This is a genomic window from Massilimicrobiota sp. An80 (assembly GCF_002159255.1).
Taxonomy (GTDB): domain Bacteria; phylum Bacillota_I; class Bacilli_A; order Erysipelotrichales; family Coprobacillaceae; genus Allocoprobacillus; species Allocoprobacillus merdigallinarum.
Genome location: NZ_NFHI01000007.1, coordinates 1 through 15,716 on the forward strand (window position 1 = coordinate 1; position 15,716 = coordinate 15,716).

Consider the following 15,716-nt stretch of genomic DNA (forward strand, 5'->3'; position numbering starts at 1 on the left):
ACTACACTTTTTTAGCTACGGTTATTCACAATTTTACGGTGGATAACATTTTTTAAGCTAGAAAATAGACATGATTTATAAATTTTTCATCACAAATTTGCTTTCATGAATAATTTGGGATAAATATAAAAGATTTATACTTTTAGTTGATATTTTTATAATATTTGCATATAATATTAATGTAAATGGCACACGGTGCGGAAGAAAGCTCACGATTATTCGTGAGCTTTTTCTATACTCAAGATTCGAATCATATTTATATATTTTTTCCTATCAGAGTTTTTTCTTAATTCATGTGTTTTAGGATTATAAAATCTAATTAAGATTTCTAAACTATTACAATGCATTACACAATTTCTAATTGATACCAAACAGAAAACTTTATTTATAAAATCAGGAACTTGATCAACATTAAAAGTCATTTGGTATTTCTTTAAATCTTTAAATATTTTATTTTGTAAATGATGATTAAGACATGTAAATATTGTTAACATATTCCCTAAACTCATTCTATCAAAAAAACAATAGACATTTGCATATTTAAAAATATCTTTTTTTAAAGAATCTATGTGATTATTCATATGCGATATTCTAGTTTTAGTATATCGTGATTCTAAAAAAGAAAACTGAAGTTTCAATGAATCAAGAAATAATTGAAGCTGGTTAGAATCTCTCATATCATTAGATATTAATATATGATATGCTGTGATTGTCTTAAAGTGAATTTCAAAATCAAGTATATTAGAAATGATTGTTGGATATCTTTTTCTTTCATCTCTGAATAAAGAATAGTATTCATTAAAATCAACATCTCTTTCATATACATGATTGCCATTAACTCTTTCAACCTCTTTGTTTTCATTTAGTTTTGCAAATTTATGTTTAAATGGCGTAATAATATGAATGTAATTATATTCTAATAATTTATCTTTTGCTGTATCTTTATTCATACAATTAAATTGTACTCTTTTATTCTTATTTAAATACTCAATTTGTTCAGAAATTGTTTTAGCAATTTTATATTGTTGATAATCGCTGTTATCCATATTGCCACTTCCTTTGATTTGTTTTCTAACTATTAAAAATATTTGACGATTTTATTAATATATACATTTTATCAAAAATAACAACCAAATTAAAATAACAAATTAATTTCAGTTAAATTTCTTATAAAATCTAGACATTTTAATTAACTAGTTAAAACATATCTTTGACGAAAAAATTGAATAATTAATTACAAACAAAAACATTAGAATATTATAGAATTATCAAATATGTCTTAAACAAAATCCTCTATTTAATCAAATCTGACTCTATGAGTTTTTGTAATATCATTTTCAATAAACGGTTCAATAAAACCAGTAATGTCGTATGAATAGTTTACTATTAGTTCATTCATATATGAGATTATAACATTTTTACATGAAGTTCTTCATTCTTTTATCTAGAGTTATATATGTAGTTTGTACAATGTATCAATTTTATACAAAAAGAGTAGAGATTATATTTTGAAATCAAATAATAAATCTCTACTTAAATAACTTATAAAAATATAATTATTTCACAACAATATTGACAATCTTATTTTTCACGACAATAATTTTCACAATATTCTTTCCATCAGTATGTGTTTTTACATTATCTTGAGCTAAAGCTTCCTGTTTCACGACTTCATCATCTTCATCTTTATTCACAGTGATTTTAGCACGAAGTTTTCCATTAACCTGTACAGCCATTTCAATTGTTGACTGTTCCAACATCGCTTCATCATATGTTGGCCATGGTTCATAAGCTAATGTTTCATCATGTCCAAGTAACTGCCACATTTCTTCACAGACATGTGGAGCGATACAGCTTAACATTTTCACTAAGTTTTCAGCATATGGACGATAGACAGTTTTAGCTTTATAAGCTTCATTGACAAAAATCATCATTTGTGAAATAGCAGTATTAAATCCTAATGTTTCATAATCATGAGTGACTTTTTTAACAGTAGAATGATAAACAAAGTCTAATGAATGATCATTTTCATCACTTAATTTATCAGATTCCACAATCAAACGATACACACGATCCAACCATTTTCTAGCACCGTCAACACCTGTTTCACTCCATGGTTTACTTGCTTCCAAAGGTCCCATAAACATTTCATAAACTCTTAATGTATCAGCCCCATAAGTTTGAACAATATCATCAGGATTAATGACATTACCTTTAGATTTACTCATCTTTTCACCATTTGTTCCTAAAATCATACCTTGATGATATAATTTCTGGAATGGCTCAGGATGTGACAAATATCCTTTATCGTATAAATAACGATTCCACATACGAGAATATAATAAGTGTCCAACAGCATGTTCTGGTCCACCAACATATAAATCAACTGGTAACCAGTGATCCAATAACTTTCTATCAGCAATCGCATGATCATTATGTGGATCAATATATCGCATATAATACCAGCTGCTTCCCGCACTTCCTGGCATTGTACTTGTTTCACGTTTTCCAGCTTTTCCATTCACAGTGACATTCACCCAGTCTGTAGCTTTATCCAATGGTGATGCCCCACTTTTAGAAGGTGAGTAATCTTCTAATGGTGGTAAAATCAATGGTAATTCATCATCTGATAATGCAACGGAAGTGCCATCATCAAAATTAATCACTGGAATTGGTTCTCCCCAATATCTTTGACGTGCAAAGATCCATTCTCTTAAACGATAATTCACTTTCTTTTCACCACAATGATGATCAGTTAACCATTGAATCATTGTTTCAATGGCATCTTCTTTGTTCATACCATTTAAGAAATCAGAATTAATATGATTTCCATCCTGTGTCCATGCTTCTTTTGTAACATCTCCACCTTCAAGCACTGGAATAATTTCAAGACCAAATTTATTCGCAAATTCCCAGTCACGATCATCATGAGCAGGAACCGCCATAATAGCACCAGTTCCATATCCTGCTAAAACATAATCTGAAATCCAAATAGGTATTTTCTTTTGATTCACTGGGTTAATTGCATAAGCACCAGTAAAGACACCTGTTTTATCTTTATTTAATTCAGTACGTTCTAATTCAGATTTTGTAGCACAGACTTTCACATAGGCTTCAATCGCTTCTTTTTGTTGTGGTGTTGTAATCTTAGCTACCAATTCATGTTCAGGAGCTAACACACAATAAGTTGCGCCAAAAAGCGTATCACAACGTGTTGTAAACACAGTAAACTGTTCATCATGTCCATCAACTTGGAAATGCACATGAGCGCCAATAGATTTTCCAATCCAGTTTCTTTGAATTTCTTTGGTAGATTCAGGCCAATCAACATCCTCTAAACCAGCCAATAATTTTTCAGCATAAGCAGGGATATCAATAACCCACTGTTTCATATTCTTTCTAATAACTGGGTATCCCCCACGTTCACTTTTTCCATCAATGATTTCATCATTAGCTAAAACAGTTCCTAATTCTTCACACCAGTTCACTGGAATATCCACATTTTTAGCTAAACCATCTTCATAAAGCTGTTTAAAAATCCATTGTGTCCAATGATAATAATCAGGATCACAAGTAGAAATACATTTATCCCAATCAAATGAAAAACCTAACATCTTTAACTGATGTGTAAAAGTTTCAATATTATGACGTGTAAATCCTTCAGGGTGATTTCCTGTTTTAATCGCATATTGTTCAGCTGGTAATCCAAAAGCATCAAATCCCATTGGATGTAAAACATTATATCCCTGCATTCTTTTCATACGTGACATAATATCTGTTGCTGTATATCCTTCAGGATGCCCAACATGTAATCCTTGTCCTGATGGATATGGAAACATATCTAAAGCATAGTATTTAGGTTTTGAAAAATCCCAAACATCAGTATAGAAAGTCTGATGTTCATCCCAATATTTTTGCCATTTCTTTTCAATGGCTTGATGATCAAATGGCATCATTTATCCCTCCTTATAATATAAAAAGCCGTCCTTCTAAGGACGACTTGATCGCGATACCACCTTAGTTCATATATGGAATCCATATATGCTCTCAAAACTTTAACGCAGTTAACGACAAAGACTACTCTTTTCATCTTTGTATCTCCAAGGCGAGTTCATTGCCTAACCTGTCTATTTCCACCACCCATAGACTCTCTAAAAAGTATCACCAACTACTACTCCTTTTCATCGATTCTAAACACAGAATATTATATCATATGTTTATTATTTTGCAAATCTTTTCTTAAATTTTAGGAAAATGATACATAACAATAGCTCCAGCAATCGCAACATTTAAAGATTCAATCGCTTGAATAGGAATATATAAATGAGCATCACATGCATCTAAAACAGCTTGAGAAACACCCTGTCCTTCATTACCTAACACAAAAGCCATTTTGTCTTGTGGCTGATAGTGATGAATAGGTTGTGCCTGATGTAATGATGTTCCATAAACTCTGACATCATTTTGTCGGAGTGATGTGATAGCTTCTATCAAATCCATTTGACAGATGGACATTTGAAAAAGTGCTCCCTGTGTTGCACGAATGACTTTATCATTATATAAATCCACACTATTATAGGACATGATAATTTGATCATAGCCCAGTGCTAATGCTGTTCTGATAATCGTTCCTAAATTACCAGGATCTTGAATATTATCCAATAACAGATAACGCTGATGATTGGTATTGAAAAGACGATGATGTGGTTTATGACAGATGGCCATAATAGGTTGTGGTGTCTTTGTAAAAGCGAGCTTTTCCATGATATTGGAAGATACATAAATCGTTGGTTCTTCAAATGTTTCATGAAGCGTTGTAATAATTGTTTCAATACAATTGGCTTTTTTAGCTTCTTCAACCAAATGATACCCTTCAATTAAAAATTGATCTTCTAAATCACGGTATTTCTTTTGTTTCAATTTCATGATTTTTTTTATTGTTTCATTTTGTATAGATGTAATCATGTATGCTTCTCCTTTAAACGTTTTTGAATTTCCTGATAACAAGGCATTCTTTGAGCTATTTCCTGATAAAACAAAGCAGAGTGATTAGGCTGTAAAAAGTGTACGAGTTCATGAAGAATGACATAATCAATAAGTTCTTTTTCCAAATGAATAAGTCCTAAATGAAAAGAAACACGATGATCACGATAATAACAGCTTCCCCATCGACTCTTATATTTTTTAATCTCAATCAAAGGCATATCTAAATCAAAATCATAAGCTAAATAAGCAATGATTTTCTCTTCAATGTAATCATGTAATATTTGACGACACATTTTTTCAATACATGTTTGTATATCACGATGATAAACATAAATATCCTGATGATGAAATTGACATTTTTTTATTCCTATATCACGTAAAACAATACGATATCGCTGATTAAAAATCAAGACATATCCATGATCACAATATTGAGCATAAGGCTGATAAGCATTGATTTGTTTCAGTAAGCGTTTTTGATAAGTCTGTATTGTTTTTTCAATATATTCTAATGGTGTTCCATAAGGTGCACTGACAAATAACATTCCATCTTTAACACGCATACGTATATTTTTCATATACTTATATGTTAACTGATATGTTATAGTTTCACCATTTAATAAGATTTGATACTCTTTCATAAAACTCCCTGTATAAATCAAAATATTTATCCCATATTATATAAGAAAGGACTGATAAAATGCGTGAAGCACTTTTAATGAATCTCAAAGGATTTTCTCCAGCACAACTCCAAGAAACAATTGATGAAGGTATTGCTTCTCAAGAAGAAACAATTCTTGTTGGTTTAGGTGTTCTTTTTGAAGAATACTATAATTCTTTGGATCAGACTTCTAAACAACATTTTTTACAAAGCCTGAGTGCTCTTTTATAGACCATTTGATGGTCTTTTTTTATGAATATATAATTGTTTCACTTGTCTTAATGCAATAAACAGACATAAGAAAATAAAATTCCATTGAAATAAATCCAACATTGGAACAAAGAACAAAATAATCGCAATCAAGCATAAAACAAGAATAAATTTATATGTCAGAATATTTTCATAAGTATCAAATATGATTTTTGATATTTCAAAAATCATATAATCCAATAACCATAACAATAAAAAATATAATGTTGTATAAATATTAACTAAAAATAATCGTTGAATAGCTTCAAGAAATGAACATTCATAATATGATATCAATGATATCATAAAAGATATAAAAGCGATAACCAAAGTAGATAAAGCATTTCTCAACATATATAATGTCATTTTATCTTTTTTTCCTGGTGTCATAGTTATTCTCCTTTTTGAATAGGACTTAAAGGTAATGTAAAAGTATAAGGATGCAAATCATCTTCACTTTTCATTAATGTTATTACACAACATAACTGCATATCAAATAATGATCCTTGACCATCATAATATCCAATTTCTTCCATCTGATCATTTAAAAAATCTTCTGTTTTTCCTTTTAAATAAACAAATCTTTCATAATCATTAATATTCACTTCATGATTCTGTTCATGAGAATACATATAATTAATAATCATATAAGGATATTCTTTAGCAAGATCCTGATCTTTACTTGAAAAAACTCCTGTTTTTAACCAATTTTCAGTCACATATACATTGGTTAATGTATAATCTTTATTTGCTGAAGTATATGTCAACATATCTTGATTTTTTAATTCTATTGTCTGATCATAAGTCGTTTTGTTTTGACGATTGACTGATATTTGCAGTTTTGCATTTTGAATGTCTTCTTCTAAAAAAGCGTCTTCACTTTCTTGTTCATCTAATGTCACGACCTGATCATCATTTTGAATCTTAATTTTCTGAGATAACTGATGTTCCTGGGATAAAATTAAAGTCAATGTCACTTCATCATTCTTTTTAAAAACTTGCGATTTTAAAGGCGTAATGCGTGCATGACCATATCCCTGTGTTTGACCATCCTGATAAAATTGATATCCATCAACAACAAATTCATCATTTTCACCACGCAAACAATACTGATAATCTAATCTTTCTACATATGTATGAAACATAAAATTAGGATACCAGAAAAACAATGTTGCGATTAAAAGAGCGAGTAAAATTAATGATAAAGTAAGTTGTTTTTTGACTTCATTATTCATATCATCACCAACACCCATTATATATTCTTTATAAAAAAAAGGAAAGACCTTTTCGCTTTCCTTATGAAGAACCTAAAGTGACATTGACTGAAGATGTCGAACCATTACGATTAATTGTTAATTTTATCGTATCACCAGGATTTTTAGAATAAAGTTCTGTCAAGAAATCCTTATATGATTCAATATCTTTACCTTCAATTTGTGTAATGACATCTCCTACTTGAATACCTGCTTGACTTGCTGGTGATTGACTTTGTACATCAGCAACATAGATTCCTTTATTTAAATTCGTTTGAATACGATACATATAAAGTTCATATGAAGAATAACTATCTAACGATACAGCTGAAATCCCAATAGTTGGACGATTCACTTTACCTGTTTCAATAATTTCTTCAACTAATTTAACAGCATCATTAATTGGAATAGCAAAGCCCATACCCTCAACTTCTTCTGAAGCTAATTTCATAGATGTAATACCAACCAATTCTCCAGCAGCATTGACTAATGCTCCACCACTATTTCCTGGATTAATCGCTGCATCAGTCTGAATAACATTCATATCCCAGTCTTCTCTACCATCATTATTCAAATCAACAGATACTGTTCTTGATGGAGCAGATACAATCCCCTGAGTGACTGTTCCCGCATATTCAATACCTAATGGACTTCCCACAGCAAGAACAGGTTCTCCAGCTTCTAATAAATCAGAATCTCCAACCTTATAGGCTGATACATCAAAATTAACTGTCATTTTCAAAACAGCAATATCACCATACTCATCACTACCTAAACATTCAGCTCTCACTGATTCACCATTAGAATAAATGACTTCAATAGATTGAGCATTTTCAATAACATGGTGATTTGTAATGACATAAACTGTTTTTCCATCTACTTTGTAGATGACACCACTACCACTACCAGCAAGTTGGTTATTTTGATAAACTGCAACACCAACAGCGGATTCCTTGGCACTTTCAATAACATCTGTTAAATCAGATTGCACATCATAATTAACTGTTTGAACAGTCGCATTAGATGAAGAAGCAGAATGACCACTTCCCTGATTCCCTAAGACTTTATACATCAAAAATCCATTACATCCTAGTGATACAATCAATAATAACACAACAAAGATTTTAAATAGTTTATTTTTATTCATATGTTTCATCATATATCTTTCCTTTCCATCATCAGATGATTTATTTTTATATTTTTAATATAATATATAAATACCTTAACATTATTTTAAAAATGTGTGAAAATGTCAAAATAATGTCTATTCAAGGAGTTTCTTGATTTCTTCCATATGTTCTAAAGCTAATTGATAGCCATATTGATAAATACGATCAATCTTCTGTAAATCTTTTTCAAAAGAATCAATTTGAAGTTCTTCACTTGGTCTTAAAATAATCGCCTGTCCCTGTTGTTCTAACTGTTCACAATAAGCCAATGTTTCATTATATAAAAGATGTCTTGTTAATAAGGGTTGTACAAGTTGAGGATATTTTTTCTTTAATAAACGACTCGCAACAACATTAGCCTTTGATAGTGTTTTTTGATATCCTTTAGGTCGCGTTAGGACAATCAATAGTTTCTGATGTCCATCCTCCATAGCTTTTTTAACTGGAATAGGATCACAGATTCCTCCATCATAATATTTCTTACCATTTAAAGAAATAACTGGAAAAGCAAAAGGAATGGCACAAGTTGCTTTCAACATTGTACATTTTTTATCTAATTGTTTCCCATCCAAATATTCACATTGACCTGTTTCCACATTGGTCACACCAACTTTCACTTGAGCTGGATTATTTAAAAATGTATCCCAATCAAAAGGATAGATTTCGTTAGGAATCGTTTCATAAGCATACTTTAATCCAAATAAACTACGATCATGTAAATAATTACGAAGTCCCACATATCTTTTATCATGACGATGATTCATTAAAATATCATAATTACGTTTTGGCTGCTTAGATACATAAGAAAAACCATCTGTAATACCTGCTGATACTCCAATAACATAAGGAAAATCAACACCATGATCATTCAATGCATCCATCACACCACTAGAAAAAATAGGACGAAAAGTTCCTCCTTCTAATACAAGAGCCCCCATTAGCGTTTATCCTCTACCATAGACATATACATGTCTTCGTCAAATTCCTTTAAGAAAGCAACCAGCATATCAACAGTCGCTTCAAAATCATCAAGATGAATCATCGTATAATGAGAGTGCATATAACGTGTCGGGATAGAAATAGTTAAATTCATGACACCCTGTCCCACTTTACTTAACTCTCCTGAATCTGTTCCACCTGCCAAATCCATATCAAGCTGATAAGCAATATGGTGATTTCGACAAATATTTTCTAATTGTTTTAATAAACCAGTATGACCAATCACACTGCCATCCATCACACATAATGCGACACCATTTCCCAATCTAACATCGCCCTGTTCCCCGCCAGGAAGATCATACGAAAAAGTCACATCAATGGCTAAAGCCAAATCCGGTTGAACCATTTGTGCCACTGTTTTAGCACCACGTAATCCCACTTCCTCCTGTACTGTTCCTGCTACATAAAGAGTGGGATAAATCTTTTCATGATGCAAACGTTTCATAACTTCTACCATGACTGCGACTCCAATGCGATCATCCCATGCTTTGGAAAGTACACATTTTTCATTTTGCATCATAATAAAATCAGATACAGGTGTTACAGGATCACCTTTACCAATTCCCATATCTAAAACATCCTGTTTAGAAAAAGCCCCTACATCCAAATATAAGTCATCTACAGTAAGCACCTTTTCTTTAGGTGTCTGTTGTTTAAGAGCCATGACACCTTTTATGTTTTGACCATCACGTGTTTCAATATTCATTAAAGATGATGGTAAATGACGTGGATTCCATCCTCCTACAGGCTGAACCTGTATAAATCCATGTTCATCTATATTCTTAACTAAAAATCCTATTTCATCAACATGAGCTGTTAATAAAACCTTAAATGGGCTCTCTCCATTTTGAATCGCTATTAAACTCCCTAACCCATCATATTGTATGTCATCTGCATATTCTTCTAAATATGTTTTCATTAATCTTGTTATATGTTTTTCATAGCCAGAAATACCATTGGCTAAACTGAACTGTTTCAACATTTCTAAATCAGCCATTTTTTCAACCTCCTGTTTTCTATTATACCTTATTTTTATATCATCACAAGAGTCCTAAAAATTATTCCCATTTTTTCTCCAAAAAAACAAAAAGAGGGAAAATCCCTCTTTATTTTGCTAAAGCTTTTTTTGCTGTATCTACAATAGCCGTAAATCCTTGAGGATCTGCAATTGCGATTTCAGATAACATTTTTCTATTAATTTCTACATTAGCTAATTTTAAACCATGCATTAATTTTGAATAAGAAATATCATTCATTCTTGCAGCTGCATTAATACGTGCAATCCATAATTTTCTCATTTCACGTTTTAAATTTCTTCTATCTCTATATGCATATTCTAAAGAGTTCATGACTTGTTCATGAGCTGTTTTATATAACGCATGTTTAGAACCAAAATATCCTTTGGCTAATTTTAAGACTTTCTTTCTTCTACGTCTAGTTGTATATCCACCTTTAACTCTTGCCATTTTTTATCCTCCTATTCATTACCCTTGTAATCTAGATTTAATACGTTTCATATCTGAAGGGTGTACTAAAGTTGCTTTTGCTAAATGTTTCTTTTGTTTATGAGTCTTGTTATGAGATAAATGTGAAACATACGCATGTCCACGTTTATATTTTCCTGAACCAGTTCTTTTTAAACGTTTTTTAAGTCCACTATGAGATTTCATTTTTGGCATAATAATATCCTCCTGTTATTTTTTCTTTGGTGCTAATATAGCAGTTAATGTTCGTCCCTCTAATTTGGCAGGTTTTTCAATCACACAATAATCTGCACATTCAGCGACGAAATCATCTAGTATTTTTTGACCAATATCAATATGAGCGAGCTGTCTACCTCTAAAGCGAACCGCAATTTTAACTTTATCACCAGCTTCTAGCCATTTCAATGTTCTTTTTAATTTGACATTTTTGTCATGAACATCAATCGTTGGTGATAATTGCGTTTCTTTTAAAGAAACAGTTTTAGAATTCTTCTTCATTTCTTTTTGTTTCTTTTGTTGTTCAAAACGATATTTTCCATAATCCATAATACGACATACTGGTGTTTTGGCTTTTGGTGCAACACACACTAAGTCTAAATCTTCATCATATGCTGTGTTAATAGCCTGATTACGTGACATGACACCTAACTGGTCTCCATTTTGATCAATCACTAGAACTTCTTTGAAACGAATCTTTTCATTCACTAAATCGTCATTTGATTGATTGTTATACTTGCTAATAATAGCCACCTCCTATAAATTGTGTAGTTTAAACAAAAAGTGAGCACATAAAGCACCCACACATTGACATTAAGATATTCATCTTAGTGACATAAGCCTAGCATCATAAACACTCAGGCGAGAAGTAGGCACTTCTTCTTTCCACTACTTTTCATTTACTGACATATCATAATAGATTTTTGATGATATGTCAATCTTTTTCTTAATAATATTGTTGAGTTTATCGTTTTTTGAATAGTTTTTCAAAACTTTGTGGTGTTGGTGATACAAAACGCATCTCCTTTTTAGTCAAAGGATGAATAAACATAAATTCATGCGCATGCAATCCCAGTCTTTTTAAAGGATTTGAAGTAGAATGATATTTGTCATCACCCACAATAGGATGATGTAATGAAGAAAGGTGGACACGTATCTGATTTTTACGTCCTGTATCCAAATAAACTTCCAGCATACTCCATTTTGGACAAGAGCGAATCACACGATAATGTGTAATGGCTCTTTTTCCATTTTGTTTGCTTGTTATATAAACATTTTGAGTTTTCGATTCTGCCAGATAATTATCTATAGTTCCTGATGGTTTTGACATTTTTCCTTCCACAATCGCAATATAACCTCTTGTTTTAACATATTGATTCCAATGATGAGTTAAAATATCATATAGCTTTTTTGATTTGACAAACATCAAAATCCCAGAAGTATATTGATCTAAGCGATGAACCAAAAAGATATTTTCATTTTTTGATGTTAAATACTTTTTCACAATAGCATAGGCCGTCTTTTGACTTTCTTTGGCTGTCGCTTCACTTAATAAACCACATGGTTTATCAATAACAATCAATTCTTTACCTTCATAAAGAATAGGAAAAGGCAAAGCATCTTTCTTTTTTTCGATAGAAACAATTTGCCCCTTCTTTAAAGGATATGCATAATGCGTCTGAATATGTCCATCTACATAAATACATTGAAATTTGAGAAGATTTTTTAGTTCAGAACGTTTCTTAGATGTTTGTTCTAATAAAAACGGTAGTAATGTCGTTGATGTTTCGACTTTATATTCCATGAATCATTTCCTCCATATGATCATAAACACAGTTTCTTAAATTCTCTTTGCCTTTTTGAAGAGCTTGTGATAATGGCATGGATGATGGTGTTATGCTCCAGACATTTTGAAAACCTAACGTCTTTAATACATCCAAGTCTTCCACACGACCACAAAAAGCATAAACATTTTTATGATATTTTTGAGCCAGCTGTAAAACACCATATGGTGTTTTTCCATATTGTGTCTGATAATCCATCTTGCCTTCACCTACAATCACACAATCACATGAGGCAATAGCTGATTCTAAACCGACCATTTCACTAACAATATCAAAACCACGTTTTAAATGTCCCTGACACAATAACAATGCATAACCGAGTCCTCCTGCTGCTCCTGCTCCTGGTTCGTTATGAAATGACACACCTAGCTGCTTTTCAATAAGATCACTATAATGTTTCATGGCCTGATCGATTTTTTGACAATTATGAGGAACTAATCCTTTTTGTGGACCATAAACATATGTTGCACCCTGTTGTCCACATAAAGGATTGGAAACATCACAAACACCTATGAGTTCAATATCTTTGAGTCGTTTTTGGAAATGACTCCAATCCATAGAAACAATCTCTTCAAGTCCAGCCATTGTCAATGGGACCGTGAGATGCTGGTCATTGAAAAAAGATACACCTAAAGCCGCTAACATACCAATGCCTCCATCATTTGTTGCACTGCCTCCTAAACAAATCATGATACGTGATATAGGAAACTCTAGAGCCTTTAAAATCAATTCTCCTAATCCATATGTTGTGGTCAAATATGGGTTTTTATCTTTTTCATCTAAAAGTTCTAATCCGCAAACCTGAGCACATTCTATAATAGCCAAATCTCCAACAATTCCTAATGGCGCTTTTCGCTTTTCAAAACAAACACCTGTCACTTCATATTCGTAAATACGTCCATTCATAGAATGAATCAATGTTTCTAGCGTTCCTTCTCCACCATCTGCCAGTGGTAGACATTGTGTGACAATCACATCATCATAATCTTGAATAGCCTGTTTGATTTGCATACTGGCTTCTAAAGCACTCATACTTTCTTTAAAAGAATCAGGCGCAATCACAATCTTCATTTTTCCACCTCCAAAAAAAGAGTAGACTATTCTACTCTATAAAATACATGTTGAATTTCTCATTACAAATGCTTTTAATAATATTTCAATCAAGACAATAATCCATAAAGGAATAGCTGTCCAGCTTAATGCGACAATTAACATTGCCATCTTAACAACAACAGTTAAAATATTATTCATAACTGCAATTGTACGCATATGACGTGCAATAACAAAAGTTTCATAAACTCTATTTAAATTGGCATCAATCAATACAATATCACTATTTTCTACAACTTTTGGATCAGCAAGTCCACCACGAGAAATACCGACATAACTCTTCTGTAAAAGTTCAATATCCTTAAAAGTATCACCAATATATACAACTGGTCCTGTTAAAGAATCCATTTTTTCCATTTTTTCTTCATTTGTCAGATTGTTATAAATCATATATTGATCATCTTCTAATGCCACTGGACCATCATTATAAATAACTAATGTTCTTCCCATATGAGATAGCTTTTTAAACAGATTTAATTCCTCATTTGTGACCTCTACCCCATCAAAACGGTCATAAACAATAGTCTGAGCTGCATTCACTGAATCTAGCCCCATTGATGATTCAACAATAATTCCATTTTGAAATGCTTTCGCAAATCCTGCCAACATCCCTAAAGATGTTGCCTGATCACTTGATAAAGCGCCAGATATAACAAGGAAGATGGCTCCAACATGAATATATGCTCCATAATCTTCAAAATTAACAAGTGGTAAAACAATACCTAAAAGAAGTCCTAAAACAGTCATAACAGGTGTATAAAATTGTGCTAAACGTTTTGTATATTTTTCTACTTTTGATTCATAGACTGGTGCTACACTGGCAATATTCATTAAATTCATGTAGTTAGAACTTTCATAAGTTTCATCAACCTGCACATAAATAGGCATATCACCAACATTGACATCACCACTACGCACATGACTTCCTTCTTTCACAACAACAGGTTCATAGGTACTGGTATTAGAATAAGTGCTCATTGCTGAAACACCTTTATGAATAGTCCCTGGAATAGAAACAGTTTCTCCTGGTTTAACCACCAGAATATCACCAATTTCTACATCATATAAAGAAACCTTTTCTTCTGTATCATCTTTCCATTTGATTCCTGTTTCAGGCATTTCCACAGCGTTATCAATTTTAAGTAAAGAACGTTCTAGAACTTTATTTAAAAATGGTGTCGACAGTTCATAAAGAATCAAAGCAAAACATGTTTCAATGTAAGCTCCTGAAACAATTCCAAAAACCATCGCTATAAATATGATAAGAGATTCACTCAAAAACTTCTTAGATAAAATATCTCCCCAAGCTTTTTTTAATAAAGGTGTTCCTAATAAAATGACTGTCACCAACCATAAAACAGGTGTCATCCATGTATGATCTTTAGATGTTACCAAAGCCAAAGCAATTACAACCAATAATATTCCCACACGAATATATGTATGCAAATATTTTTCATTAAAGACATCCTGTGAACGAATAGGACGATGATGTTCAATGATTTCCACAGAAGGATTGATCTTAAACAATTCTTTTCTTAATAAACTTAAAACATCACGTTGATTAGATGTCAGTAATAACAGCTTGTTTTGTGCATCATAACGTACATTTTGATATCTATGATCTTTTTCTATTCTTTCAACCAAAACATAAATATCATCTTCTGTAATCATATTTTTAAACATGAAATAATATTGACGATCTTTCTTTTTCGCAAAATCATATTCACGTTTTTTACCATCAATGACCTCTTTGACAACCAGATCTTTATTTATACTTTGAATAAGACTTAATAAAGCATCAATATCAAGACAATGAAAAACAATACTATCTTTATTAACCTTAATATGCGAAACTTGTTCTTTTTCATTTAATTTCAAACTTAAATGATTCAATTCTTCAACCGATTGAATATGAGAGATTTCAAAAGTCTTTTTTGTCAATACAATCACCCTTTCTACGACAT

16 protein-coding genes and 2 other annotated features are annotated in these 15,716 nt (G+C 31.6%); of the genes, 1 reads left to right on the forward strand and 15 read right to left on the reverse strand.

Annotated features, from left to right (window positions below; translation table 11 throughout):
* Positions 1–215: 215 nt before the first annotated feature.
* The 4 genes from B5G32_RS03150 to B5G32_RS03165 form a co-directional block, all read right to left on the reverse strand.
* Complete coding sequence (locus B5G32_RS03150) at positions 216–1,046, reverse strand: Abi family protein (protein WP_087935832.1); 831 nt, start codon at positions 1,044–1,046, stop codon at positions 216–218.
* A 510-nt stretch (positions 1,047–1,556) separates the two neighbouring features.
* On the reverse strand, positions 1,557–3,953 hold the full coding sequence (leuS, locus tag B5G32_RS03155) for a leucine--tRNA ligase (RefSeq protein WP_087297131.1): 2,397 nt from the start codon (positions 3,951–3,953) through the stop codon (positions 1,557–1,559).
* Positions 3,954–3,988: 35 nt separating this feature from the next.
* Positions 3,989–4,194: a binding site (T-box leader), on the reverse strand.
* A 45-nt stretch (positions 4,195–4,239) separates the two neighbouring features.
* Positions 4,240–4,965 carry a TrmH family RNA methyltransferase gene (locus B5G32_RS03160; RefSeq protein WP_087935833.1) on the reverse strand — a complete coding sequence of 242 codons (726 nt, stop codon included), beginning with the start codon at positions 4,963–4,965 and terminating at the stop codon, positions 4,240–4,242.
* Positions 4,962–5,627, reverse strand: coding sequence for a M48 family metallopeptidase (locus tag B5G32_RS03165; protein ID WP_087935834.1), 666 nt, complete (start codon positions 5,625–5,627; stop codon positions 4,962–4,964). The genes B5G32_RS03160 and B5G32_RS03165 overlap by 4 nt, the downstream gene beginning before the upstream one ends.
* Positions 5,628–5,686: 59 nt before the next feature.
* Between B5G32_RS03165 and sspI the strand changes: the two genes are divergently transcribed.
* Positions 5,687–5,878: a small acid-soluble spore protein SspI gene (sspI, locus tag B5G32_RS03170; protein WP_087243207.1), complete on the forward strand. Its 192-nt coding sequence runs from the start codon at positions 5,687–5,689 to the stop codon at positions 5,876–5,878.
* On the opposite strand, the gene B5G32_RS03175 is transcribed toward sspI, so the two are convergent.
* The 11 genes from B5G32_RS03175 to B5G32_RS03225 all read right to left on the reverse strand — a co-directional run bounded on the left by B5G32_RS03175 (position 5,873) and on the right by B5G32_RS03225 (position 15,693).
* Positions 5,873–6,286, reverse strand: coding sequence for a hypothetical protein (locus B5G32_RS03175; RefSeq protein ID WP_087297134.1), 414 nt, complete (start codon positions 6,284–6,286; stop codon positions 5,873–5,875). The two genes, sspI and B5G32_RS03175, sit on opposite strands and share 6 nt — an antisense overlap.
* Positions 6,287–6,288: 2 nt before the next feature.
* Positions 6,289–7,131: a hypothetical protein gene (locus B5G32_RS03180; protein WP_129737104.1), complete on the reverse strand. Its 843-nt coding sequence runs from the start codon at positions 7,129–7,131 to the stop codon at positions 6,289–6,291.
* Between the two features lie 61 nt (positions 7,132–7,192).
* On the reverse strand, positions 7,193–8,308 hold the full coding sequence (locus B5G32_RS03185) for a S1C family serine protease (protein ID WP_087935836.1): 1,116 nt from the start codon (positions 8,306–8,308) through the stop codon (positions 7,193–7,195).
* A gap of 105 nt (positions 8,309–8,413) precedes the next feature.
* Positions 8,414–9,256: a patatin-like phospholipase family protein gene (locus B5G32_RS03190; protein WP_087935837.1), complete on the reverse strand. Its 843-nt coding sequence runs from the start codon at positions 9,254–9,256 to the stop codon at positions 8,414–8,416.
* A complete protein-coding gene (locus tag B5G32_RS03195) occupies positions 9,256–10,314 on the reverse strand; it encodes a M42 family metallopeptidase (RefSeq protein WP_087297138.1) in 1,059 nt (352 codons plus the stop codon). The genes B5G32_RS03190 and B5G32_RS03195 overlap by 1 nt, the downstream gene beginning before the upstream one ends.
* 109 nt (positions 10,315–10,423) lie before the next feature.
* Positions 10,424–10,783 (reverse strand): 50S ribosomal protein L20, encoded by a 360-nt coding sequence (gene rplT, locus B5G32_RS03200; RefSeq protein ID WP_087243201.1) that lies wholly within the window; start codon positions 10,781–10,783, stop codon positions 10,424–10,426.
* 18 nt (positions 10,784–10,801) lie between these two features.
* Complete coding sequence (gene rpmI, locus B5G32_RS03205; protein WP_087243200.1) at positions 10,802–10,996, reverse strand: 50S ribosomal protein L35; 195 nt, start codon at positions 10,994–10,996, stop codon at positions 10,802–10,804.
* Positions 10,997–11,011: 15 nt separating this feature from the next.
* Positions 11,012–11,551, reverse strand: coding sequence for a translation initiation factor IF-3 (gene infC / locus B5G32_RS03210; RefSeq protein WP_087243199.1), 540 nt, complete (start codon positions 11,549–11,551; stop codon positions 11,012–11,014).
* A 16-nt stretch (positions 11,552–11,567) separates the two neighbouring features.
* Positions 11,568–11,688 (reverse strand) — a sequence feature (ribosomal protein L20 leader region).
* A gap of 74 nt (positions 11,689–11,762) precedes the next feature.
* A complete protein-coding gene (locus tag B5G32_RS03215) occupies positions 11,763–12,602 on the reverse strand; it encodes an RluA family pseudouridine synthase (protein WP_087935838.1) in 840 nt (279 codons plus the stop codon).
* Complete coding sequence (locus B5G32_RS03220; protein ID WP_087935839.1) at positions 12,592–13,713, reverse strand: glycerate kinase; 1,122 nt, start codon at positions 13,711–13,713, stop codon at positions 12,592–12,594. The genes B5G32_RS03215 and B5G32_RS03220 overlap by 11 nt, the downstream gene beginning before the upstream one ends.
* Positions 13,714–13,749: 36 nt before the next feature.
* Entirely contained in the window at positions 13,750–15,693 is a 1,944-nt protein-coding gene (locus B5G32_RS03225) for a P-type ATPase actuator domain-containing protein (RefSeq protein ID WP_239386181.1), read from the reverse strand.
* Positions 15,694–15,716: the final 23 nt, after the last annotated feature.